The organism is Enterovibrio norvegicus FF-33, assembly GCF_000286835.2.
In the GTDB taxonomy this organism is placed as follows: Bacteria; Pseudomonadota; Gammaproteobacteria; order Enterobacterales; family Vibrionaceae; genus Enterovibrio; species Enterovibrio norvegicus_A.
On record NZ_AJYD02000013.1, the window covers coordinates 481,914 to 502,000 of the forward strand.

General features: G+C 46.3%; 23 protein-coding genes and 1 other RNA gene. 16 read left to right on the plus strand and 8 right to left on the minus strand.

Annotated elements, in window-relative coordinates; genetic code table 11:
* Window positions 1-35 precede the first annotated feature (35 nt).
* The gene (locus A1OO_RS04520) at window positions 36-959 is read left to right on the plus strand and encodes a porin (RefSeq protein WP_017004753.1); all 924 of its coding nucleotides are present in this window, start codon (window positions 36-38) and stop codon (window positions 957-959) included.
* A gap of 154 nt (window positions 960-1,113) precedes the next feature.
* Here the strand turns inward: A1OO_RS04520 and tesB are convergent, their stop codons facing one another.
* Window positions 1,114-1,977, minus strand: coding sequence for an acyl-CoA thioesterase II (tesB, locus tag A1OO_RS04525; protein WP_016958471.1), 864 nt, complete (start codon window positions 1,975-1,977; stop codon window positions 1,114-1,116).
* 234 nt (window positions 1,978-2,211) lie between these two features.
* Here tesB and A1OO_RS04530 point away from each other — a divergent pair, with 234 nt between their 5' ends.
* Window positions 2,212-2,631, plus strand: coding sequence for a YbaY family lipoprotein (locus A1OO_RS04530; protein WP_016958470.1), 420 nt, complete (start codon window positions 2,212-2,214; stop codon window positions 2,629-2,631).
* Between the two features lie 145 nt (window positions 2,632-2,776).
* On the opposite strand, the gene A1OO_RS04535 is transcribed toward A1OO_RS04530, so the two are convergent.
* Window positions 2,777-3,487: a DUF1223 domain-containing protein gene (locus A1OO_RS04535; RefSeq protein WP_017004754.1), complete on the minus strand. Its 711-nt coding sequence runs from the start codon at window positions 3,485-3,487 to the stop codon at window positions 2,777-2,779.
* A 134-nt stretch (window positions 3,488-3,621) separates the two neighbouring features.
* On the opposite strand from A1OO_RS04535, the gene cutA reads away from it, so the two are divergent.
* Window positions 3,622-3,969: a divalent-cation tolerance protein CutA gene (cutA, locus tag A1OO_RS04540; RefSeq protein ID WP_017004755.1), complete on the plus strand. Its 348-nt coding sequence runs from the start codon at window positions 3,622-3,624 to the stop codon at window positions 3,967-3,969.
* Between the two features lie 28 nt (window positions 3,970-3,997).
* Here the strand turns inward: cutA and A1OO_RS04545 are convergent, their stop codons facing one another.
* Window positions 3,998-4,309, minus strand: a complete 312-nt coding sequence (locus A1OO_RS04545; RefSeq protein WP_016958467.1) for an MGMT family protein — start codon at window positions 4,307-4,309, stop codon at window positions 3,998-4,000.
* A gap of 194 nt (window positions 4,310-4,503) precedes the next feature.
* Here A1OO_RS04545 and A1OO_RS04550 point away from each other — a divergent pair, with 194 nt between their 5' ends.
* The 11 genes from A1OO_RS04550 to A1OO_RS04600 all read left to right on the plus strand — a co-directional run bounded on the left by A1OO_RS04550 (window position 4,504) and on the right by A1OO_RS04600 (window position 13,694).
* The gene (locus tag A1OO_RS04550) at window positions 4,504-5,238 is read left to right on the plus strand and encodes a hypothetical protein (RefSeq protein ID WP_016958466.1); all 735 of its coding nucleotides are present in this window, start codon (window positions 4,504-4,506) and stop codon (window positions 5,236-5,238) included.
* Between the two features lie 136 nt (window positions 5,239-5,374).
* Window positions 5,375-5,471, plus strand: an RNA gene (gene ffs, locus A1OO_RS04555) — signal recognition particle sRNA small type.
* Window positions 5,472-6,130: 659 nt separating this feature from the next.
* Window positions 6,131-6,955 (plus strand): hypothetical protein, encoded by an 825-nt coding sequence (locus A1OO_RS04560; protein ID WP_017004757.1) that lies wholly within the window; start codon window positions 6,131-6,133, stop codon window positions 6,953-6,955.
* Window positions 6,956-7,034: 79 nt separating this feature from the next.
* The gene (locus tag A1OO_RS04565) at window positions 7,035-7,811 is read left to right on the plus strand and encodes a DUF5677 domain-containing protein (protein ID WP_026024042.1); all 777 of its coding nucleotides are present in this window, start codon (window positions 7,035-7,037) and stop codon (window positions 7,809-7,811) included.
* 323 nt (window positions 7,812-8,134) lie between these two features.
* Window positions 8,135-8,917, plus strand: coding sequence for a DUF4365 domain-containing protein (locus A1OO_RS04570; protein ID WP_017004759.1), 783 nt, complete (start codon window positions 8,135-8,137; stop codon window positions 8,915-8,917).
* A 332-nt stretch (window positions 8,918-9,249) separates the two neighbouring features.
* On the plus strand, window positions 9,250-9,903 hold the full coding sequence (locus A1OO_RS04575) for a hypothetical protein (protein WP_016958460.1): 654 nt from the start codon (window positions 9,250-9,252) through the stop codon (window positions 9,901-9,903).
* 5 nt (window positions 9,904-9,908) lie between these two features.
* Window positions 9,909-10,178, plus strand: coding sequence for a hypothetical protein (locus tag A1OO_RS04580; RefSeq protein ID WP_017004760.1), 270 nt, complete (start codon window positions 9,909-9,911; stop codon window positions 10,176-10,178).
* Window positions 10,179-10,430: 252 nt separating this feature from the next.
* Window positions 10,431-10,790: a hypothetical protein gene (locus A1OO_RS04585; RefSeq protein WP_017004761.1), complete on the plus strand. Its 360-nt coding sequence runs from the start codon at window positions 10,431-10,433 to the stop codon at window positions 10,788-10,790.
* A 252-nt stretch (window positions 10,791-11,042) separates the two neighbouring features.
* Window positions 11,043-11,300, plus strand: coding sequence for a hypothetical protein (locus tag A1OO_RS04590; RefSeq protein WP_017004762.1), 258 nt, complete (start codon window positions 11,043-11,045; stop codon window positions 11,298-11,300).
* A gap of 223 nt (window positions 11,301-11,523) precedes the next feature.
* The gene (gene speG / locus A1OO_RS04595) at window positions 11,524-12,051 is read left to right on the plus strand and encodes a spermidine N1-acetyltransferase (protein WP_017004763.1); all 528 of its coding nucleotides are present in this window, start codon (window positions 11,524-11,526) and stop codon (window positions 12,049-12,051) included.
* A gap of 224 nt (window positions 12,052-12,275) precedes the next feature.
* Window positions 12,276-13,694 (plus strand): hypothetical protein, encoded by a 1,419-nt coding sequence (locus A1OO_RS04600; protein WP_017004764.1) that lies wholly within the window; start codon window positions 12,276-12,278, stop codon window positions 13,692-13,694.
* Window positions 13,695-13,717: 23 nt separating this feature from the next.
* Here A1OO_RS04600 and A1OO_RS04605 read toward each other — a convergent pair whose 3' ends face one another.
* The 3 genes from A1OO_RS04605 to A1OO_RS04615 all read right to left on the minus strand — a co-directional run bounded on the left by A1OO_RS04605 (window position 13,718) and on the right by A1OO_RS04615 (window position 16,180).
* Entirely contained in the window at window positions 13,718-14,116 is a 399-nt protein-coding gene (locus A1OO_RS04605) for a VOC family protein (RefSeq protein WP_017004765.1), read from the minus strand.
* Window positions 14,117-14,419: 303 nt separating this feature from the next.
* Window positions 14,420-15,568, minus strand: a complete 1,149-nt coding sequence (locus tag A1OO_RS04610) for an iron-containing alcohol dehydrogenase (RefSeq protein WP_017004766.1) — start codon at window positions 15,566-15,568, stop codon at window positions 14,420-14,422.
* Window positions 15,569-15,841: 273 nt separating this feature from the next.
* A complete protein-coding gene (locus tag A1OO_RS04615) occupies window positions 15,842-16,180 on the minus strand; it encodes a hypothetical protein (protein ID WP_016958452.1) in 339 nt (112 codons plus the stop codon).
* Window positions 16,181-16,479: 299 nt separating this feature from the next.
* Between A1OO_RS04615 and A1OO_RS04620 the strand changes: the two genes are divergently transcribed.
* Window positions 16,480-16,962: a DUF1456 family protein gene (locus tag A1OO_RS04620; protein ID WP_016958451.1), complete on the plus strand. Its 483-nt coding sequence runs from the start codon at window positions 16,480-16,482 to the stop codon at window positions 16,960-16,962.
* A 138-nt stretch (window positions 16,963-17,100) separates the two neighbouring features.
* Here the strand turns inward: A1OO_RS04620 and A1OO_RS04625 are convergent, their stop codons facing one another.
* The gene (locus A1OO_RS04625) at window positions 17,101-18,354 is read right to left on the minus strand and encodes a DEAD/DEAH box helicase (protein ID WP_017004767.1); all 1,254 of its coding nucleotides are present in this window, start codon (window positions 18,352-18,354) and stop codon (window positions 17,101-17,103) included.
* Between the two features lie 297 nt (window positions 18,355-18,651).
* Here A1OO_RS04625 and focA point away from each other — a divergent pair, with 297 nt between their 5' ends.
* Window positions 18,652-19,494 carry a formate transporter FocA gene (focA, locus tag A1OO_RS04630; RefSeq protein ID WP_026024043.1) on the plus strand — a complete coding sequence of 281 codons (843 nt, stop codon included), beginning with the start codon at window positions 18,652-18,654 and terminating at the stop codon, window positions 19,492-19,494.
* A gap of 114 nt (window positions 19,495-19,608) precedes the next feature.
* Here focA and A1OO_RS23535 read toward each other — a convergent pair whose 3' ends face one another.
* A complete protein-coding gene (locus tag A1OO_RS23535; RefSeq protein WP_016958448.1) occupies window positions 19,609-19,758 on the minus strand; it encodes a hypothetical protein in 150 nt (49 codons plus the stop codon).
* Window positions 19,759-20,087: the final 329 nt, after the last annotated feature.

Sequence of the window (20,087 nt, forward strand, 5' to 3'; positions counted from 1 at the left end):
GGCAGAAAGCCCAATATTTAAAAGGACGTTAGAAAATGAAAAAGGCAGCACTCGCTTCAGCAATTCTTTGTGCGTTGGTATCAGCCCCTTCAATGGCTGCAACGGTATACGATGCAGACGGTACAACGCTCAAAGTAGGCGGTCGTGCGGAAGCGCGTTTCAACATTTCTGATAACAACGAAAGCACTGAAAATAGCTCGTTCAAAGACAAATCTCGTGCTCGTGTAAACCTGAAAGGTAAAACTGAAATTTCAGATGAGCTGTATGGTTTTGGTAAGTACGAAGCAGAATTTTCAGATGCTGACAGCCTGAAAAACCGTTACTTCTTTGCAGGTTTAGGCTTCTCAGCAGGCGAGCTTTCTTACGGCAAGCAAGATTCTGCGCAAGTGCAACTAACGGATATCACTGATGTCATGGCAACGTTTGGTGCTGACGCAGCAGATGTGGTTTCAGGCAACAAAGATAAGCGCGAAAACAATTTCTTATACGCTGGTGAGTTTGACGGCTTGAGCATTCAAGCGAACTACATCGCAGCAGATGAGAAAGATGCGGACAGTGTGGGCATTTCAGCGCTTTACAGCATCGGTGCATTCGCCGTTGGTGCGGGTTATGTCTCTCAAGATGCGGGGACTGACAGCGACGACCAAATCAACCTTGCTGCACAGTTCAAGCAAGATGCGATTACCTTGGGCGCACTTTACACCATGGCGTCTAAAAGCAACGTAGATTACACAGGCTACGAACTGTCAGCGCAATATAAAGCGACCAAGCAACTTGCTGTCGTGGGTGTATATAACTTTGGTGAGTTTGATAACACGACCACAGAAGAAGCCAACAACATTGCAGTTGAAGCGGTGTACAAATTCAACGGTCATTTGCGCACTTACGCGGGTTACAAGTTTGAAGGCATCTCTGGCAAAGACGACCAACTGCAAGCCGGTATTCGTTACGATTTCTAATCGTCCCGTTTGCTAAGCGCAATCTTCTCTTGAGAGTTGCGTCTTCTTAGGCGCTATTTCTTCCAAAGAACTGCCCTACAACTGCCCTAGAAAAATAGCAAAGGCCAGCATCACTGCTGGCCTTTTTCTGTGCGTTTATCGTGCTTAACGGAACTTAGTTTTTGCGCTTACGCAGCAAACCTTCTTGTACCGCTGATGCCACTAACTCGCCTTTCTGGTTGTAGATACTGCCACGAACCAGGGCACGTGAACCACTGGCAGAAGGGCTGTCGATAGCAAACAGTAGCCATTCATCCATACGGAATTCGCGGTGAAACCACATGGCATGATCAATCGTCGCCACTTTCATGCCCGGTGTCATCAGTGTGACGCCATGCGGTTGCATGGCAGTGACTAAGAAACCCCAATCAGAGGCGTAGCCGAGCAGATATTGGTGAATGCGCAAATCGTCCACCATTTTGCCGTTCGCGCGGATCCACAAATACTGCTTCGCTTCCTGCTTTTCCGGCGCTAGCGGATTAACCACTACCACAGGACGAACTTCAATTGGACGGTCACCACCGAAGGTATCACTGATGTGCTTGGGTAAATGCTGTGCAATAGAAGCAACAAGCTCTTTTTCCGACATCAAACCTTCAGGGCCAGCGACATTCGGCATGGTGAACTGATGCTCAAGGCCGGGCTCATGCAAATGATAAGACGCCGTAAGATAGAAAATCGGCTTGCCTTTTTGTACTGCCTTTACGCGACGTGTCGAAAAGCTTTGTCCGTCTCTGAGATTTTCGACGTCATAAATAATCGGCTTTTCTGGGTCACCAGGGCGCAAGAAATAGCTATGGAACGAATGCACGAAACGGTCACTGGCGACAGTGCCTTTTGCAGCGGAGAGCGCTTGTCCTATCACTTGGCCGCCGTAAACTTGCGGCAAGCCCAAGTCTTCGCTTTGCCCTCGATATAAGCCTTCATCAAGCTGTTCAAGGTTCAGAAGTGATAAAAGTGCGTCAAGTTGTGTGCTCATAGTGCTCCTAGCCAAACATAACGGAATGATTTCAAATGCGTTGACAGAAAACTGACAAAATTCTCTCAATCCCCGTATATTACCGAACTTTTTATGGGTTTATGCTTCTAATCAATAGCAAAATAATATTTCAGATTGTGATCTTAAATCCACAATTGTAGGGGGGGATACGCCCCTGCAGTGTTAAACTCTTGTTATTGTTATCAATAATATGGTCGCCTTGGAGTACAAGTAATGAAAAAAGCGTTTTATGGTTTCTTCTTGGCGCTGGTCGCTGTGGTTTTTACCGCGTGCAGTGGCTTCACAAAGGAACCCGTCATGGCGACAGTCAACGGTGATGTTTATTACTTACAGCGCATTGCACTTCCTGATAACGCCAAGCTAACCGTGACACTTGCGGATGTGTCTCTCGCAGATGCACCGATGGAAGTGATTAGCAGCCAATCTTACATGACGGAAGGCCAACAAGTTCCTTTGCCATTTAGCTTAAGCTATTCGCCATCAGAAATTAAACCGGGTCATACCTACACAGTGAGCGCGCGCATCGAATTTGATGGGCAATTGCTGTTTATCAGCGACACGGCCAACCCCGTGATCAATGACCCCGCGAAAACGCAGAACATCAGCATTCAGGTTGTTAGCGCAGCTCGATAGCCTCTACAAAAAAGCGTTGCTCAATGACGACGCAATCAGAATAACAGAGGGGAGCTAAGCTCCCTTTTTTTGATCGGTTGATGCATGTTTTGTCTTTAATTGCTTAAGGCTTAAGGCTTAAGGCTCAAGGCTCAAGGCTCAAGGCTTAAGGCTCAAGCCAGCCTGCAACGGTTTGGATGGGATCGCCCCCGCCTTGCGGCGTTAGCCATACCGCGATCGCAGACGGTGTTTCGATGGTGTCTTCATCCAATACAAACTGCCAATGACGCTGACCCGCTTTGGCGTCAAAATCCACCACCACAAATTCGTGCTCAAGGGTTTTACCTCGATTTTCGCCCCGTTTCACTTCCGTGGTTAATCCCATCGCCAACAGTGCAAAATTCGCGTTTAGCCGCTCATTGCCTGCATAGTCAACCCGCAATGTATTGCCGTTCACCGAGGCTTTTAGCACCGATGCGGCAGGGCCATTGGCATAAGGCACTGACTGACGGGCGAAAAAGCCGCGCCATTCTTGATCGTTAATAAACCAGCCGGGGGTATAAACGCCGCTGGCACTACTTTGCGACACTTTCTGGCGCTGACGCTGACTAAAATCAGGTTTGGAAAAGCGATCCGGCCAGCCGATGTCATTCCAGTAATCAACATGAAACGCCATGGGGATCACCTGTGTCCACAATCCATCGCTTTCTTTTAATTGATTGAGAGCCGCTTCTGCAGAAGGGCAACTGCTGCATCCTTCTGAGGTGAAAAGCTCCACCACAGTGGCAGGTGAGCCGCTGTTCTCAAAGCTTTGGGCAAGCGCAGGCAATGCTGTGCCCATGGAGACGGATAAGAGCAATAAGAGCGCGATTCGCATAACAGCATCCTGCATCTTGAGGTTACTCGGCGTGAGTGGGGGGTATATTCAAAGACCTTACTCACGTCTTTTTGCTTTCATCAAGACGTGAAAGATTGGCCGAACAAAGCACACGCGCGCAGAGAGGGTATGCCATGACAGCATCAGAAGACGCCTACATTGTCGTGTTAACCACGTTTGCCAACGAGCACATCGGCAAGCGCATCATTGAATCGTTATTAGAGAAAAAATTAGCGGCCTGTATACAGGTCATGCCTATTCAAAGTTATTACCATTGGCAGGGGAAAATCGCAGAAGATGCCGAAAAACAGGTGATGATCAAAACGAAAAAGTCATTGTATAAAACAATAGAGTTAGAGATATGCCGTTTGCATGATTACGACGTGCCAGAGATCATCCAACTGCGAATTGAGCAAGGGCTAGATGCGTATCTAGGATGGATAAGCGAGAGTTGCGATCAGGAGAAGAAGCAAGAGCCATAAGCTTCGAATCACCCAAGCCGCTTGTTTATCAAACCGGAAAACCGTCCCAGCGGAAACGTCGCAACGAGACCGTGCCGTTATCTTTTACCTCAACGCCGTCATCCCGCAGTTTTTCGCGTTGACGATCGAAGCGTTCACCAATCATCGAAATCTTGCCTTGCCCATTGATTACCCGAAACCAAGGTAGACGACTATCTTTGGGTAAGGAGCCTAATAACTTGCCAACATGCCGCGCATGTCTCGGGAAGCCTGCCATTTTTGCGACATCACCGTAAGTTGTTACTTTTCCTTGGGGTATCTGTATCAAGACCGCGTAGATCTGATCGTCAAAATTAGGCATATTGATATTGAGCACAATGAAAAAAGAAAAGGGTTATTGCTCGCTATCATATCAATTGTGAACAGACATTGTGGATAGGAAAGCAGCAGATTCTCTTCGCTGCGAAGACAACCCTCAAGGATAAGCAGAAACAAAGACAACCCACCAAGATGATATTGGTTCGATGTCAGCATAAGGCGCAAGGAGGTGCGGTTATGTGGTATGCGACAATGTTAATGGTCACCGCTGCCGTCATGGTTGTTGGGGCCGCACTCTCGGCTGCTATTGCCGATGGAAATATCCCGCTGATTGCCTTCGCAATCCCCGCGCTGTTTTTTATTGGCTCAGGCGGCGTTGCTGTCTGGCTGCTCGCCATCGGGCTTATCGGCTTCGGCGCACTCATGCCATACCAACCCATCGCCATCTCGTTAAGCCTTTGGATGATCCTCCCAGCCTTAGTACTAATCACTGGAGAACGTCGTAACTGGCAGGTTTCATTGCTCGTGATTTCCGTGGTGATAGCCATGGAATGCGGCGTGTTGGCATTGCAAGGGGATGAAAAGCTCGGTGGCGCAATGAGCTACACCTTGCTGCAAATCCTCTGTGTGATCACCGTGTGGGTCTCCGCCTATTTCTGGAAGCCAATAAAAAACCTCAGTTGGTGGCCTGCGCTATTCATTCTCGCACTCTTGGCGGGTGGTTGGACACAAGCCGCCTTGCTCGCGTTCTGCGGCAGTGTGTTAGTGATAACATTGCAAGAATTACAACGTATTGGCGGCGAAGCACGGGGCGACAAACTCAGCGTGATTTTACCGGCCATCGCGTTCGCTACCATCGTCGTGTTCCCGCAATTTAGCGTGCCCAACCCCGTGTTTGTCGCGTGGTTACTGTCACTCACCATTGCATGGTTAGGCGATTACTTGCTCAATGCAGAAAACGAAGAAGAGTAGGGCGGATAAAAACTCACCAGTTAGACAGTGATCGCCAGATAACCCCTTGCAATGGGCTTAGGGTTCACACATAATGCGCTCGAACCAACGGTTTCTTTCATAAGAAATTGTTCGGTAAAAGAATCTATGGAGGCCTCCTTGGTCCTCCCGCAACACTATCTTGTGTATTGGGTCAGATCCGGAAGGAAGCAGCCCCCGCTTGGGACGTGTGTGCCGGGATGTGGCTGGGGAGGCTTCCACCCTTCTAGCGTTTCAAAAATTCCCTTTCTACATTTTCACTCTCCTTTGTTTACCCACACACTCAAAGAAACATGAAAAAACAATGTGATCTGACACTAACCCCCATGTTAACCACCAAAACCTTGCCTCAATACGCCTGTAAACTTTTCCTATAATCATATGCAGAAAGCTTCATTCCTAGATTGATTAGGAAGGGCGTTGCGTACTTTGCATACACATAAATAGGGTATCAAGATGACAGACGGACAATGGGTGTTTATTGGGTTTGGGCTTTTACTGGTGGTAATAGCGGCGTTATTGCTGGTGCGTGCGGTGAAGCGGGATGATTCTGGGCGGGCGTGATTTGACCAGAGTGAGTTGGGGTAGCTTGGTTTTGCCCCCTTTTCGTTTCGTCGAAAGTAGCACTCATCACTATCAAACCAAGATTTTTCGATAGATTTTCTAATGACAAGCGTGAGGTGTGCATAAACACCTCAAAGTGTCACATTTTCCCATTCTAGGTTTTGTTATATTCCATGATACCCTAAAAAACATTTGCTTATGCTAAATGTTGGAATTAGTCAGATGTAGGGAAAATACCCAAACGAGGTGTTTAAATGCTCAATTTGGGGATCTAGTAAATTGTATACGCAGCAAGTCACCGAGAGAAAAAATGGCAAGACTAGCCCCACAGTTAGAAGTTGTTAGAGCATTGTTTGCTCGATCGGGGAATCAGTGTGCTTTTCCTGGATGCACACAACCTTTGGTAAATACTAAAAACAAATTTATTGGTCAAATTTGCCACATCGAGGCAGCAATGCCAAATGGTGAGAGGTACAATGAAAATCAAAATGATGAAGATCGTAGAGCCTACGATAATCTTCTGATTATGTGTTACCCACATCATATAGAAACGAATGATATTGAAGAATATACAGTTGAAAGACTGACACAGATAAAATTTGAGCATGAGTCTGTGTTCGAAAAATCAAACTTCAAGATCGACGAGTCAGAGCTTTATAAATTAGCTTCAGAAATGGAGAAATACTGGAAGGATATTGAGCGATTAAACACAATCGATCATACGTTCGAGGAACTAGCTTTATTTATAGACGCAAAGAGTAGCTTCTTTGAAATTTTGTGTAGCGCAAGAAAAGCTATAGAGGGGATCGAGGGATTATTAGATCGTCTGGAGAAAAGTGATAAAAACCTCATGGCAGACTTCAATAAATTAATACAGTCAAAGGGAATACCTCCAGAACTCTTCGAGGATGTCCCCTACTACGAAAATCCGTTAGTGGTAAGGAATTGGGAAGATCATAATCTAGCCAGACAAAATTGGTTACAACGGCTACGTATTTACTTGGCGCATATAGAAGTAAAATATATTGAAGAGTATTTGAAGACAAATAGAAACGATTTAATAGCAAAGAATAGGTTAGAAAAAATTAAAGCAACCTTATCTAGCTTTGCACAAAATGCAGTTCACGTTGATTAACGTGCCCACGAGTATCAAGTGGGTGCAGGTGATACCTACAGCGTTGCTAAACCAAGCGTTATACGGATAAAATGATTTAATGGAAAACTATAAAGAATCTTTTGAAAAATATGAGTCTGCTCTTTTAGAGTGTACAAATTTATCTCAAAATTTTGCCGGAATACCATCGCCAACCAGTTCTCATTTTTATGCTTCTCTGTTATTTACGAAGTTATGTAATTGCGCTAATTCAATTGGTCACTTGGCTCCAAATCCTGACCAGATAGGTAAGAATGCTCACTGGGATTACAGCTCTGTTTCATCTTTAACTAGAGATCTTATTGAATGCTATATTACATTTTATTATCTATGTATTGATAAATGCTCAATTGAAGAATGGAATGCACGTTGGCAATTGATGAATCTACACGACCATATGTCAAGGGTTAAAATGTTCAATACTTTGGGCATAGATTATGAGGGAAAAGAAGAAGCTAAAAACGTAAAAATTGAAGTCATTGATAATTTAAAATCAAACAAATGGTTTCGTGAATTATCTGATAAGGAGAAAACACACTTTTTAAAAGGTAAGAATGCATTTTTCAAAAGTCAGGATGAGATACTGACTGCAAGTGGTAGTAACGTCTCAGATTTCAGGTTTAAATACATATTTTCATCTAATCATACTCATACCTTCCCGATGGGGTTCTATAGAATGGCGGATGGTAATAGAGGTCGAGGTGTCGAATCAATAATAGAGATTCAATACACCGCTCTATGTTTAGAGTGGGTTTCTGAGTATTTACTTAAGGCAAAAACGGAATTCGCTGGTAAATTTGAAACCCTAAAATTGTGCAATCTGCAGTGTAACAAGTAGTTTTGTCCACTTCCCCAAGCGTGACCTGCTAATCAGTTCTGGCACGTTCTTGCCCCATTGCTTGTTGACGAAAGCAAACCCACTCACTCTCACATCGAGAGCTTTCCATAGGTTTCCTAATGCCAAACGTGAATTGTATGAAAATACCCCCTTTTTGTTGTATTTTCTGATTCTCGCTTTTGATGCATCCCGTGATATCCTCGCAATAACATGCTTTTACTCTAGATTTCAGTGTTCATTGTATGCATGAAAAATCCCAAAGTGGGGTATTGAAACACCCCCTTTGGGATCTAATAAATTGTTAGACTGATAGGAGAGTTATTATGAAATATAGTGAAGATACCGCAACGGGTGATACTGGCGAGTACTTTTTAGCATATACGGTATCTAGAGTTTTAGAGTGGCCTTGTCGCTTGTTTGATATCGATATTGGAATTGATGCCCAAATCGAAGTGCTTGATGATGATCGTCACAGTATGGGGCAATTCATAGCAGTGCAAGTCAAGACAACAAAGGATAAAGATAAATCTAAAGTTTCAGTAGAAAGCAAGCATATAGAGTATTGGGCTAGCCTTGATATTCCAGTTATAATTGCCTTTGTAAATCTAAGCAGGCAAAAAGTGTATGTGCGCTCATTTGAAGATTTTAATGGATCGAAAACAATTCACTTTTCTGAAGAGCATGAGTTAAATTGTCCGGATATTAAAAAAAGTCTCAGGCTATTATCATATTCCAAAGTGAAAAATAAAATCAAAATGGATCTTGCAAAAATAACCGATGCTATCAGGGATTTATTATCTGATCTGACTAGTGATCGAGTGCATGAAATTCAGGATTGTGACCATTATATTGACATGATTGGTGATTTTGAATCTATAAAAAATGATCTTCACGAAGTTAAAATTACACTTAATCCAATACATCCACTTATCGGTAATTGTAATTATAAATTAGTATTGGATGATTATTTGCTCGCTAGAAATAAGTACATTAATTTTTTACGTGAATGGGGGCTTACTGAACATAATGATTCAGAAGTAAGTGAATTTGAAAGTGAGTATGACCGCTATTATTCGTATCTTGAACTTTCAGTCGAAAACATATGAGCCCTTCTCCGGTCAATAGGTAATATTCTTCTTTTGGCTGCGCCAGCTGCCAATGCTCTCGAACAACAAAGCCGTCTACTTCGCTTTCCCCAAATTGAATTTATCCGAAGTAGACACTTGCGTGCACGCCCGCCAACTCGTTTCTGTCCAAAAACGTTTTAGGGTAATCACCAAGCGATTCAGCCCAGACCGCTTTGACATTCCTTCTATCCCATCGCCCCACTTCACAATAAAAAATGCAACAGATTGCGAAATTTGGCGAATGCAAAGTCACTCGCAGCACTCCTTCTGTTGACTCATCAATATGGTGAAAAACTGACCAATGAGGATCTATGAAACAACTACTCCCTTTTCTCTTGGTGCTGCTGTCAGCGTGCAGTGCCACGGTGCCCAAAGAAGTGGTGGAACTGTCTTACCGTATTGAGCAAGACCTGACTCACGTGCAAGAAAGTTATACCAGCCTTGTTCACCAGCACATCAAGGTGTTGCGAAAGCAACGTGAAGACTACCTACGAAATGAATGGACTCCCCGCTTTGTGAAAGGCTGGGTGAAAGACGGCCAGTTGATAGAAATGGCTGAGGGCGACGTGATTTATGATGAGGAAAAAGCCGATTTCGTGAAAACCCGCACCACAGATAGTGTTGGGCAGCTAAACAGTATTGTGCTGTGGGCTGACAGTGCCATCACCATAATTGAAGATAAACGCCAGTCTTTGCTCTCGCCGTTGGATGAGGCAGAAAAACAACTCATCGCGGATATTAACCAAAGTTTTGCATTGATTCAGCAAGGCCACCAAACCATCACGGCTCACCTCAATAGCATTCGAGAAGTGCAAGATGTGCAAAATGACTTGCTCGATAAAGCCGGGCTAGAAGCGGTTCGTAACCAGATTAATCAGCAACTTTCCGACCTGTCTGAAAAGGCCTCCACAGGGCTGGATGAGATTCGAAAACTCGATAAAAAAGCCAACAAACATTTGGAGTGAAGATAATGAGCATGCTTGAACGCGCAAGGCGCACTGCCGACAAGACTGACCGTGATTTGTCCGAAAAAGAAGCCAGCCTGTTGCTTGATACCGACCTAGACGTATCCCGACTCAGCCCTGAGATCACCGAACATGCGGCTTACCCAGCGCTCATTTCAGCGATTCAAGAGGCTTCGGCGGATAATCGCAACGTAGCATTATTGACGTCGCGCATCGAAGCGTTGAAAGAGGAAGGCGGCGAACTGCTAAAAAAGGTGTTAGACGCCATTCGTTGAGAGGCCAATGCAATGTAAATGGATATGCGCTGTTACGACACTTAGGTAATGGCGCGTACAGCAGGACTCACCCACGAGGCTGCGCGTGTTATTGCATTCGGGTATATCTCTTTTTATTCCTGCCTGCCTTTTTGGTCGCCACGTCCCATAACTAAACACCCTAAGTTGCAACATGGAAATGCTTGCTAAAATTAGGGTATTGCGTGCTTTGTGGCTGCAAGGGTCACATGACGAGGGAAGCGACTTATCGTGATGGAAGAAAATAAAAATCAGAAACAAGGTCAAAACGAAGACCAAGAAGAAGAGCAAAAGCGAGACTTTTTTAGACTTCGTTACTTAGAGCAGGACATGCCGCTTATTGTTTGCGGTGATAATACATTCCGCGTGTGTGAGATTTCCGAGAATGGTATCCGTTTACTCATTAAAAATGATGTTGTGCCTGAGGAGCCTATTGCAGGAACCATACATTTTGAAGTCGGCTCTGCGGAGGTTCAAGGAAAGACCATCAGAAGAGAAGACGATGAGTTAGTGATTCATCTCTTTCAGATACTGGAATTGAAAAAAATTAACGATGAACAGCTTCGCCTTCGTCGCAAATATAGCCGAGATTAAGGTGACGGTTTAACTGTGTAAACCACCATAAACAACGCATCTGCTTGTGTTTTGGACGGATTGTTTTTTATTTTGTTTTTATTTCTCCTTCATCTCATCTCCTCTCCTCTTTGCGCTTTTTCTTCAAATCAGGAACGTTATCAGATCCCCATTCGCGCTATAGTCTCTTGATGATGAAACGCGGGTTGCGCCTCACGTCGCCCCAAAGGGCAGGATGCCCCCAAAGACCAGTAAACAAGGATGTAAGTATCAATGCCAGCCAGTCAAAGTTTTGTTGAAAGCCTCAATGCCGTTTGGGCGACGCCTTATGGTGTTGCGGCTAAATTCATTTTTATAGGCGGCATCTTGTTGTTGTTTGTATTGATGGTCACGCGACAGAAGATGACGATTCTTGACGCGCTACTGGCGATTGTGGGTTTCAAGCCTGTTCAACATCGCGATAAATTGTTCAACGTTTTACACTTGTCCGTGATTGGTATCCCTCTCGCCTTGTTTGCGCTTGCGATGTAAATAAGCGACTGACTAATCATCCTCTGCGCACTGCCTGTGTGATAGCCAGCTTAGTGGCTATCGATGCCACCGATGTCGAATAAAGCGAATGAGAGAGGTATCGGGGTATTTGGGCCAACATTTCCATTTCCCACTGCAAGCAATAGTGATACTTTCCTTTCTTGGCATGAAAATCTGTATTTTATGCTGTAGGTAATATTTTAAATTGTTAATGGAAAGTGAAATGGATAATCAAATCCGACTACGTGCTCTTGAGCAAACCGACCTTCGCTTTATTCATCAGTTGAACAACAACCGTTCAATCATGGCCTATTGGTTCGAAGAGCCGTATGAGTCTTACTATGAGCTGGAAGAGCTGTTTCGCAAGCATATCCACGACAGCAACGAACGTCGCTTTATCGCCGAAAATAACGAAAAGCAGTCCGTCGGCCTGGTGGAACTCGTTGAAATAAATACGATTCACCGTAATGCTGAATTCCAAATCATTATCGCGCCTGACTACCAAGGTTGTGGCTACGCGCGAACGCTGATTAAAAAAGCCCTGAATTACGCCTTTACCATTTTGAACCTGCACAAGGTGTACCTGAGCGTTGCGGTTAACAATGAAAAAGCGATCCACCTGTATGAAAAGTGTGGCTTTATCGAAGAAGGACACTTGGTAAAAGAGATATTCGTTAACGGCGAGTATTGCGACATTAAGCGTATGTACATTCTTCAAGAAACCTATCTCAAGAATCGTCATCAGCAATAATGCAGTGACTGCCGTGATCGCGCGTTGATTAGCGGTATGGTGGTCGCGGCGTCAAAAACACCTCGTCTAGATGGAAAGTAAAACGCTTGCATAGATACGTTCATCACTTGATTGCGGGTGGGTCGCATTTGTGAACACAGCCTTTGTGATGTGCTACCTATAATTAAATGCTGTATGTAAAGCCCAATACACTGCATGTTGCAGCGGGCTTTTAAGGCAGCCTTATGAACCGTTGGTGGATTCATTATCGCCACATTGTGTTGGTTTTCTTCCTCTCCCTGATTAGTGCTGGGTGCGGCACGTCGACCGAGCCTCTTTCTAACAGTGAGCCATCCCCGAGTGCAGTCTCGCCGCCGCTAATTTCTTCACAAACGACTAAGCCCTCAGAATCTCCAGAATCAACCACAGTGACTGACGTCATCGTCGTGTCAGAACCAATAGACAATGTTGATCCGCCTTTACCTGTTGAAGCATTGACTGTTGAAGAGGGTGTGGAGGCAGTGAGTGTTCCGCCTGATGTGCCTGCTCCACCAATAACAACGGACACCACACCCGTGCCGTTCGACGAATATTTAGGGCCGCCAGACCTGCTTTGTGGTGAAGAAGGGGCTCCGCCGTGTGGGGATGAAATCAAGATAGATGCCATCTTGGTGGGGGATGCGACCAATTGGGGCTGCAAAGGGAAGAACCTCTATTTCACCCCAAAAGAGGGCGGAGAGTGTTGGAGCTGCCCAGACGGGTATCGCCGAACATGGAAAGCCATTCATAAAGACGCAAGCTGCAAAGAACGAGGTTTAGGTTTTAACAAAGACAAGGTGGACGCCACGTTTGTACGGTCGGCTTATGGCTGCGAAGAAGGGCAGTTTGAAAAAGGCGGCGAGTGCTATCGTTGCCCGACAGGGTCTTCAAAAGTCAGCTTCTTGTGGGCGTTTAATCCCAGCGCCGAATGTAAAACGGAATTCTATTGTGATGAAGACTTATCGCTGATGCCAGCACCTGCAGCGGTACTGCAAAATTTCGGCCCCCCTTATGATCGCGTATGCGGTACGCCGCTGGATATGGCAACCGTGGTTACCGATTTAGCGAGAACCAAACTTGAAGAAGACCTCACACTGAGCCAAGCCGCCGCAGAGTTTGTCGCCGAAGTGGCAAAGCATGATGAATTGCGACGTGCCATATCAGACAAAGACGGAGAGGAAGTGTATCGGCTGATTTCACCAATGCCGAGTTACCTTGCACTGCGTGATGCGGCGATCGCCAATGGCTATCAATCTCTCACGTTAGGCGCTGCACCAGAACTTGAAATCGGCGTGGGCGCAACCACGGAATACGGCATTGCACTGGATTGGCAGGGCAACACGCGACCTTATGGCGTCATGGCCTATTCAAAAGGGGCGTCTTTAAGCGTCGGGCTCGGTGTGAGTATCGGTGTGTGGAAAGATGGCATTGAGAGTGGTTCAGCAAACATCGGTGGCTATGCCCACGGCGCGAGCATCAGTGTGCCGCTAGGGGTTGCCGATGTGGGCAGCGGCGCATGGTTCAGCTACTACCCAATCCGCTATCTCGGGCTTTCATTTAGCGCCAGCGGGGGCATCGGCCTTGAAACGGTGAATTATAACCAAGCGGTGACTATGTTGTATTGACGTTGCCCACCATTGGCGTGTGCTCAGCGGCTGGCAGGCTGATGCAGCTCAATAACATTGTCATCTGGGTCACGAATAAAGAAAAACTTAGCACCGTTGATTTCTACGCGCTCAGTGATCGTGATCCCCAGTGCTTCTATTTTTTTTGAAACCGCATCGGCGTCGGTGATTTCAAGTGCGATGTGTGTGTAGCCGGGGTATTTCATGTCTTTTCGCATCAAGATATTGTCTTGAGGGGCATCGTCAGAGGCATTGAGTATAAAGTTGATGTTTATCCCTGATGGGTGCTCAACAATGGCAGCGGGCTCTGGACCAACAGGGCCTGCGATAAATTCAAACCCAAGCTGTTCGTAAAACTTTCTCGATATTTCCAGATCTCTAACGCGAAGCCCTACGTGGTTTATCCGTGTGATTTCTTTCATCGTATCCCTTCTTATTTTGGATTTGTTTTATGTTCTATGGATGGTGTTGTGATGACATTGAGGCGAGCAATTTTTCGGTAAGGCGTAAGGAAAATTAGCTTACGTTATGCCGCCGATATTATGCGTGAATTACGGCCAGTTAAGTGTAGCAACTGTTGGATGTCCGATAGGATTTAGCGGCGGATTGATGTTACTGAAACTGAACGAATAAAATGAATAAAGTTAGGGAGTAAAAAGGCTGGCCTATTTGGTCAGCCCTTCACATGGGAAGTGATTACTCACTTTAACTTAGCAGTGTGGACATTACGCGATAGCGTTTTCTAAGATTTCGCGGCTTTTCTCTAGAGTGATGGCCTGATTTTCACCCAGCGCGGTCATGCCGTGTTTGGCAAGCTGTTCCATGACGGCGTTAATGGCCGTTTCTTTGTCTGTGCCGTGCGCGGTGAATTGGGTTTCTAAACCAAGCTGACGATAGAAAGCTTCAATGGCATCAATGGTGCGTTCTGCCAAATCTTCGCTGTCGGTGAGGCCAAATACGTTGCGGCCCATTTGTTCGAGCTTGGCGCGTTTGCTTTCGATTTGGTTACGCAGCAACGAAGGCTGAACAATGGTCAGCGAGCGGGCATGGTCGACATTCCATAGCGCGGTGAACTCATGGCCTATCATGTGCGTGGCCCAATCATGCAATACACCGCTACCAATTAAGCCAAACAGTGCTTGGTTGGCACTAAACATCAGGTTTTCACGCCATGCGTCGTTGTCACGATCGTCAAATTGCTCACCCAAGGTTTTCAGTGTGCGTAGCAGAGTTTCTGCGTAGCCATCTTGCACCATGGTGCCGGTAGGGCGTGTGATGTATTGCTCACAGGTGTGAACCCATGCATCTGCAATGCCGTTCGCAAGCTGTCGCTCTGGCAGGGTTTTCATCACGTCAGGGTCGAGTACGGCAAATTGCGGGCGCACGCTTGGGTGCATGAAGGGCAGTTTGTCTTGTGTTGCCGCTTTGGTGATGACCGCCGCTGAATTGGACTCAGAGCCTGTTGCTGGCAGTGTCAGAATCGCACCAATCGGCAGGGCACTTTCGATGGTGTGTTTACCGATAAGAATGTCCCAACCGTCGCCATCATATTTTGCTGCGGCTGCCACGTATTTCGAGCCATCAACGACTGACCCACCACCCACGGCCAATATGTAATCCACCTTTTCTTGTTTGGCGATAGCGATGGCTTTGTCCAAGGTTTCTTTGGTTGGGTTTGGCTCAACGCCTGAGAATTCCAGCCAAGTGTGGCCGTTAAGGGCATCGCTGACTTGGTCGTAAACACCATTTTTCTTAATCGACCCGCCGCCGTAAATGACCAGCACTTTGCTCTGTGTTGGGATGGCGCTTGTAATAGCCGCAATTTGGCCTTGGCCGAAGAAGATTTGTGTTGGGTTGGAGTAAGTAAATTGCATTTGAACCTCATGCTTTTCTTGGCGTGTCGCCAGATCGTTATCCTGCGAAGATAATAGTCTCGTCCCGCCTTGTTACGATAGAAAATTCCTCGCTATTGTTTGCCTATTTGTATGTGTGTTGCATGAGGAACGCCAAACTCATTGAGCGAGCAGGGATAATTCGGGAAACGCGAGAATGGCGAATGGTATTTGCAAGTGGCTTTGGTGAATGGCATTGGCGATAAGGATGAGATCTACTGCAGATAGAGAAGATAGAGAAGATAAAAGGGCTACTTAGTAGCCCATGTATTTATCAATCAAGGTTTCTAGCTTACCCTCGAACAAGGCTTCAAAATCATCCAAGCTCTGATCTAAGCGTTCTAGGTATTTTGCAGCTTGGGAACGACTCATCATTTTTCCCATCACAGTGAACTGGATCTCTGGCAAGCTTTTGTCATTTCTTGGCACGACATTTAGCGTCACGCTGTCACTGTTCAAAGCCTGCATGTCTTGCTCAATGTATTGGCAAAAATCGTCAATTTTGCTCGCCCCTTGTGGCCCTAAACAGCCCGGTTCGAGTCGACAAATCACGTTCAATTTCATCTCTTCTGGTAGCAAAGCGGCATTTCCCATGCAAAAAGCTCCTCGACACATTTTAAAAAAGAATAACTCAAAATTTGAATATGCGCCTAATTGAGTGTGTTGTCAGGCGGCAGGGGAAGTGATGTTATCCATTGGTATCTCGAGCTTTCTTGTTGGCAGGAAGCGCCGAGCCTGTATTTTTTGGGGCACGACGGGGAGCGTATGCTTGACGGTATTAATGCTTCGCTCAGTAACTATCAATTGGGGAGAAGTGTGATATCTGTTACACTTCTGGCCTCTCCAGTAAGTCGTGTTGATTACACTGGACTACCTAAGACTAGGATTTTGCTTTGACTAATAATGATATTCTGCGTCGCATTCGTTATGCCTTCGATTTTAAAGATAAAGCAGTGATAGAAATTTTCGCTCTTGCTGAAGTCGTTGTAACGAAAGAACAAGTGATAGCTTGGCTGAAAAAAGATGAAGATGAAGCGTTCGTGCAAATGAACAGCGTTGAACTCTCTTCATTCTTGAATGGTTTGATCAACCTGAAGCGCGGCAAACGTGAAGGCGAGCAGCCTAAACCAGAAGCCCGTTTAAGCAACAACATGGTTTTCCAAAAGCTGCGCATTGCGTTGAATTTAAAAGCTGAAGATATTTTAGACATCTTGGCGCTGGTGAACTTCAACATTAGTAAGCATGAACTGAGTGCGTTTTTCCGCAAGCCGGACAACAAGCATTACCGTGAATGTAAAGACCAGATTCTGCGCAATTTCTTGACGGGTGTTCAGCGTCAGCTGCGTCCAGACGACGTGACCGAATACCAAGAGTAATCGTTTCACCTCGTATGTGCTGAACCACACCTGTTAAACAACATGTGATGATATTCAGCTGAAAACAAAGCCCGACTTGCTCGGGCTTTGTTGTCTCTGGGATTTGGCTTTTCTTGCCGTACTGACCGAGTTAGCCGCCTAGCGCGATGGCTTCTCTTGGTTAGCTTTGGGCTTAAACTGTTTGATGCTGCGTTTCGTATTGCTGCGACGGTTGGCTTTCTTATCGCGAGGGGCGCGTTTACGCTCTTCTGATGAAACACCGTCAGAAGGTTTGTCGGTGACAGGGAAACCGTCCAACTCGACAAGTGCCAATGCGCGACCAGTGAGGGTGCGAATCGCGTTCAATGCTTCTTGCTCGCCATGACACACTAGCGACAGCGCTAGGCCGTTTTCGCCAGCGCGTGCGGTGCGCCCGACACGGTGAACATAAACCGGGGCATTGGGTGGCAAGTCGGCGTTGATCACCACGGGTAACGCATCAATGTGAATACCGCGAGAGAGTAAGTCCGTCGACACCAGCACGTTGATATTCCCCGCTTTAAACTCTGCCAGCGTGTTTTCACGCGCGGCCTGATCTTTGTCGCCGTGTAAGGCCGCGACTGAAACACCGGCTTTCGCTAATTTCTTTGCCAGCGCATCGGCGGCGTTGCGTTCACTCACGAACACCAAGACTTGTTGCCAGCCATGTTGTTTCAACAGGGCGATCAGCGCTTGCGCTTTGCTGCCTTTGTTCACCAAATACAGGCGCTCTTCAATGTCTTCGACCACGCTGTTTTTTTCATGGGCCTCAATACGCACAGGTTTGAAAAGCAGCGCCAAGGCGGCAGATTCCAATTCAGCAGGTAAGGTGGCAGAGAACAGCAAGGTCTGACGTTTGGCGGGCATAGAGGCAATTAAGCGCTGAACATCCGGCCAAAAGCCCATCTCCAACAAACGGTCGGCTTCATCCAATACCAGCTGGTTTACGCCTTTTAGGCTCACGATGTTCTGATTGAGGAAATCGAGCAGGCGACCAGGAGTGGCGACCAAAAGTTGCGGGGCGTTTTCTAGCTCGGCAATTTGTAATGCAGGCGCTACGCCGCCGCATAACATGACGATGTTAATACCCATTGGCGAAGCGATTTCTTGTAGCGCCGTGCTGACTTGCGCGGCAAGTTCACGAGTTGGTACAAGCACAACACCTTGAATACCGCCGTTGTCTTTCTCCACGCGCTGAAGCAGGGGCAAACCAAACGCGAGCGTTTTGCCGCTGCCCGTTTGTGCCATGGCAAGCAAATCGTTTCCAGCCAACGCCGCGGGGATCGCTTGGGTCTGGATCCGCGTTGGTGAAGAAAGGCGGCTTGGCAGCGCATTGAGCACGGCAGGGGTAAGGTTCAGCGCAGTAAAAGTCATGGGCATTCACGGTTAGAGGTTCAAGGCGCGAAGTCTATCAGCCTGTAAGCAGAAGTCTATCTGCCGGCATGGAGAAGTGTTATTAGAAAGCGATTCATGAATTCGGCACGAACGCAGCAATATTGCGGCATTTGGGCGCAGTAGCTTGTTTATTCGATACCTTCTTGTTTGTGTTCGTTGTTCGGTTTGGTGTGTATTGTTGAAAACATAAATTGATTAAAAAAATAGCCCTTGAAAAACGCAGGGAAAGGAGAGATTATCCGCGCCCTTCGTGTTTCTTACTCAGTGTTATCAGCTATGAACTTTACTCAGTTTGATTCGTTACCCCCTCCTCAGATTGCTGAAAGAGCGGCGGAAATTGGTGTTGCTAAGGCAACGAAAGATCCGGCTAAATCTTTCCTTCTGGCTATTTCAGCCGGTATTCATATCGGTATCGCATTTATCTTCTATACCACAGTCACAACGGGTGCAGGCGACTTGCCTTGGGGCATGGTGCGCTTTGTCGGTGGGCTGGCATTTAGTTTGGGTCTTATCCTAGTGATCATTACCGGTGGCGAGCTTTTCACAAGTTCGGTACTCACTTTAGTGGCGCGAGCCAGTGGTAAGATTACCTGGAAAGCCTTATTCAAAAACTGGGCGGTGGTGTACGCCGGAAACCTCGTTGGTGCCGCGTTGTTGGTGGTGTGTATGTTGATTGCTCAACAGTACATGTTCGACAACGGGCAAGTGGGTATTAATGCCATGAAGATTGCAGAGCATAAGCTCCATCATGGCTTCTTCCAAGCAGTTGCGCTCGGCATTATGTGTAATGTGCTGGTGTGTATTGCGGTGTGGATGACCTATAGCGGTCGCACACTAACCGATAAAATCATGGTGATGATTTTGCCTGTCGCGATGTTTGTGTCAGCGGGGTTTGAGCACTGTATCGCTAACATGTTTCAGGTACCCATGGCGATTGGGATTAAATTCTTCGCGCCAGAATCTTTCTGGCAGATGACGGGCACGACAGCGGCACAATTCTCTGACCTGAGTATGATGACCTTCATTGTGAACAACCTTGTGCCTGTCACGTTGGGTAATATTATCGGCGGTGGTTTGTTTGTGGGCATGTGGTATTGGATGATTTACTTGCGCGATTAATGCGCGCAGGCGCTAAACAGATAAAACGGGAAAGGCCAATGGCAAATGCCACTGGCCTTTTTTTGTTGCTCGAAGGTCGAGGTCGAAGCGACAAAATTGAAGATAGGAGGTTCTTTAGTTAGTCGAACCGCTATCGTCTTTCTGCATTTGGCACTCTGGCGCTTCTGACCCTTCTGGACAAGTTTCCGTTTTGGTGTCAGTGGCTAACGCCATGCCTGAAAATAAAACCGCCATTGCTAACATCATTGTTTTGAACATATTCATGGGTTGTTCTCCTTTCCTTTAGAGTCTTGGGTTAAAAGTGTTTTGCTGCAGCCAATACACTGTGGTTCAAACTCTTGTTGGTAATGTTAGGGTTCGGTGATGGTTGTGTTAGGCGGAATATGAGTCCAATAAAATAGACATTCGTTGATAAGCTGTTCGAAGTGAAACGCTCTGGTTCAAGGCATAATTTGGAAGCGGTGATCTAAATCAGGGAGGGCAGAGCACGGTGATCGACATTTGTTTTCAAACAGAAATTTTCAGACAGAGACGATCAAAGTGAGAAGTAAGTTGCCTCTAAGTCAACGAGGCAATTTAGGGGGGATGTCTGT

Excerpts from the sequence above, each read along its gene's own strand:
- A1OO_RS04520 (WP_017004753.1), top strand. The coding sequence starts at position 36 with ATGAAAAAGGCAGCACTCGCTTCAGCAATTCTTTGTGCGTTGGTATCA.
- tesB (WP_016958471.1), bottom strand. The coding sequence starts at position 1,977 with ATGAGCACACAACTTGACGCACTTTTATCACTTCTGAACCTTGAACAG.
- A1OO_RS04530 (WP_016958470.1), top strand. The coding sequence starts at position 2,212 with ATGAAAAAAGCGTTTTATGGTTTCTTCTTGGCGCTGGTCGCTGTGGTT.
- A1OO_RS04535 (WP_017004754.1), bottom strand. The coding sequence starts at position 3,487 with ATGCGAATCGCGCTCTTATTGCTCTTATCCGTCTCCATGGGCACAGCA.
- cutA (WP_017004755.1), top strand. The coding sequence starts at position 3,622 with ATGACAGCATCAGAAGACGCCTACATTGTCGTGTTAACCACGTTTGCC.
- A1OO_RS04545 (WP_016958467.1), bottom strand. The coding sequence starts at position 4,309 with ATGCCTAATTTTGACGATCAGATCTACGCGGTCTTGATACAGATACCC.
- A1OO_RS04550 (WP_016958466.1), top strand. The coding sequence starts at position 4,504 with ATGTGGTATGCGACAATGTTAATGGTCACCGCTGCCGTCATGGTTGTT.
- A1OO_RS04560 (WP_017004757.1), top strand. The coding sequence starts at position 6,131 with ATGGCAAGACTAGCCCCACAGTTAGAAGTTGTTAGAGCATTGTTTGCT.
- A1OO_RS04565 (WP_026024042.1), top strand. The coding sequence starts at position 7,035 with ATGGAAAACTATAAAGAATCTTTTGAAAAATATGAGTCTGCTCTTTTA.
- A1OO_RS04570 (WP_017004759.1), top strand. The coding sequence starts at position 8,135 with ATGAAATATAGTGAAGATACCGCAACGGGTGATACTGGCGAGTACTTT.
- A1OO_RS04575 (WP_016958460.1), top strand. The coding sequence starts at position 9,250 with ATGAAACAACTACTCCCTTTTCTCTTGGTGCTGCTGTCAGCGTGCAGT.
- A1OO_RS04580 (WP_017004760.1), top strand. The coding sequence starts at position 9,909 with ATGAGCATGCTTGAACGCGCAAGGCGCACTGCCGACAAGACTGACCGT.
- A1OO_RS04585 (WP_017004761.1), top strand. The coding sequence starts at position 10,431 with ATGGAAGAAAATAAAAATCAGAAACAAGGTCAAAACGAAGACCAAGAA.
- A1OO_RS04590 (WP_017004762.1), top strand. The coding sequence starts at position 11,043 with ATGCCAGCCAGTCAAAGTTTTGTTGAAAGCCTCAATGCCGTTTGGGCG.
- speG (WP_017004763.1), top strand. The coding sequence starts at position 11,524 with ATGGATAATCAAATCCGACTACGTGCTCTTGAGCAAACCGACCTTCGC.
- A1OO_RS04600 (WP_017004764.1), top strand. The coding sequence starts at position 12,276 with ATGAACCGTTGGTGGATTCATTATCGCCACATTGTGTTGGTTTTCTTC.
- A1OO_RS04605 (WP_017004765.1), bottom strand. The coding sequence starts at position 14,116 with ATGAAAGAAATCACACGGATAAACCACGTAGGGCTTCGCGTTAGAGAT.
- A1OO_RS04610 (WP_017004766.1), bottom strand. The coding sequence starts at position 15,568 with ATGCAATTTACTTACTCCAACCCAACACAAATCTTCTTCGGCCAAGGC.
- A1OO_RS04615 (WP_016958452.1), bottom strand. The coding sequence starts at position 16,180 with ATGGGAAATGCCGCTTTGCTACCAGAAGAGATGAAATTGAACGTGATT.
- A1OO_RS04625 (WP_017004767.1), bottom strand. The coding sequence starts at position 18,354 with ATGACTTTTACTGCGCTGAACCTTACCCCTGCCGTGCTCAATGCGCTG.
- focA (WP_026024043.1), top strand. The coding sequence starts at position 18,652 with ATGAACTTTACTCAGTTTGATTCGTTACCCCCTCCTCAGATTGCTGAA.
- A1OO_RS23535 (WP_016958448.1), bottom strand. The coding sequence starts at position 19,758 with ATGAATATGTTCAAAACAATGATGTTAGCAATGGCGGTTTTATTTTCA.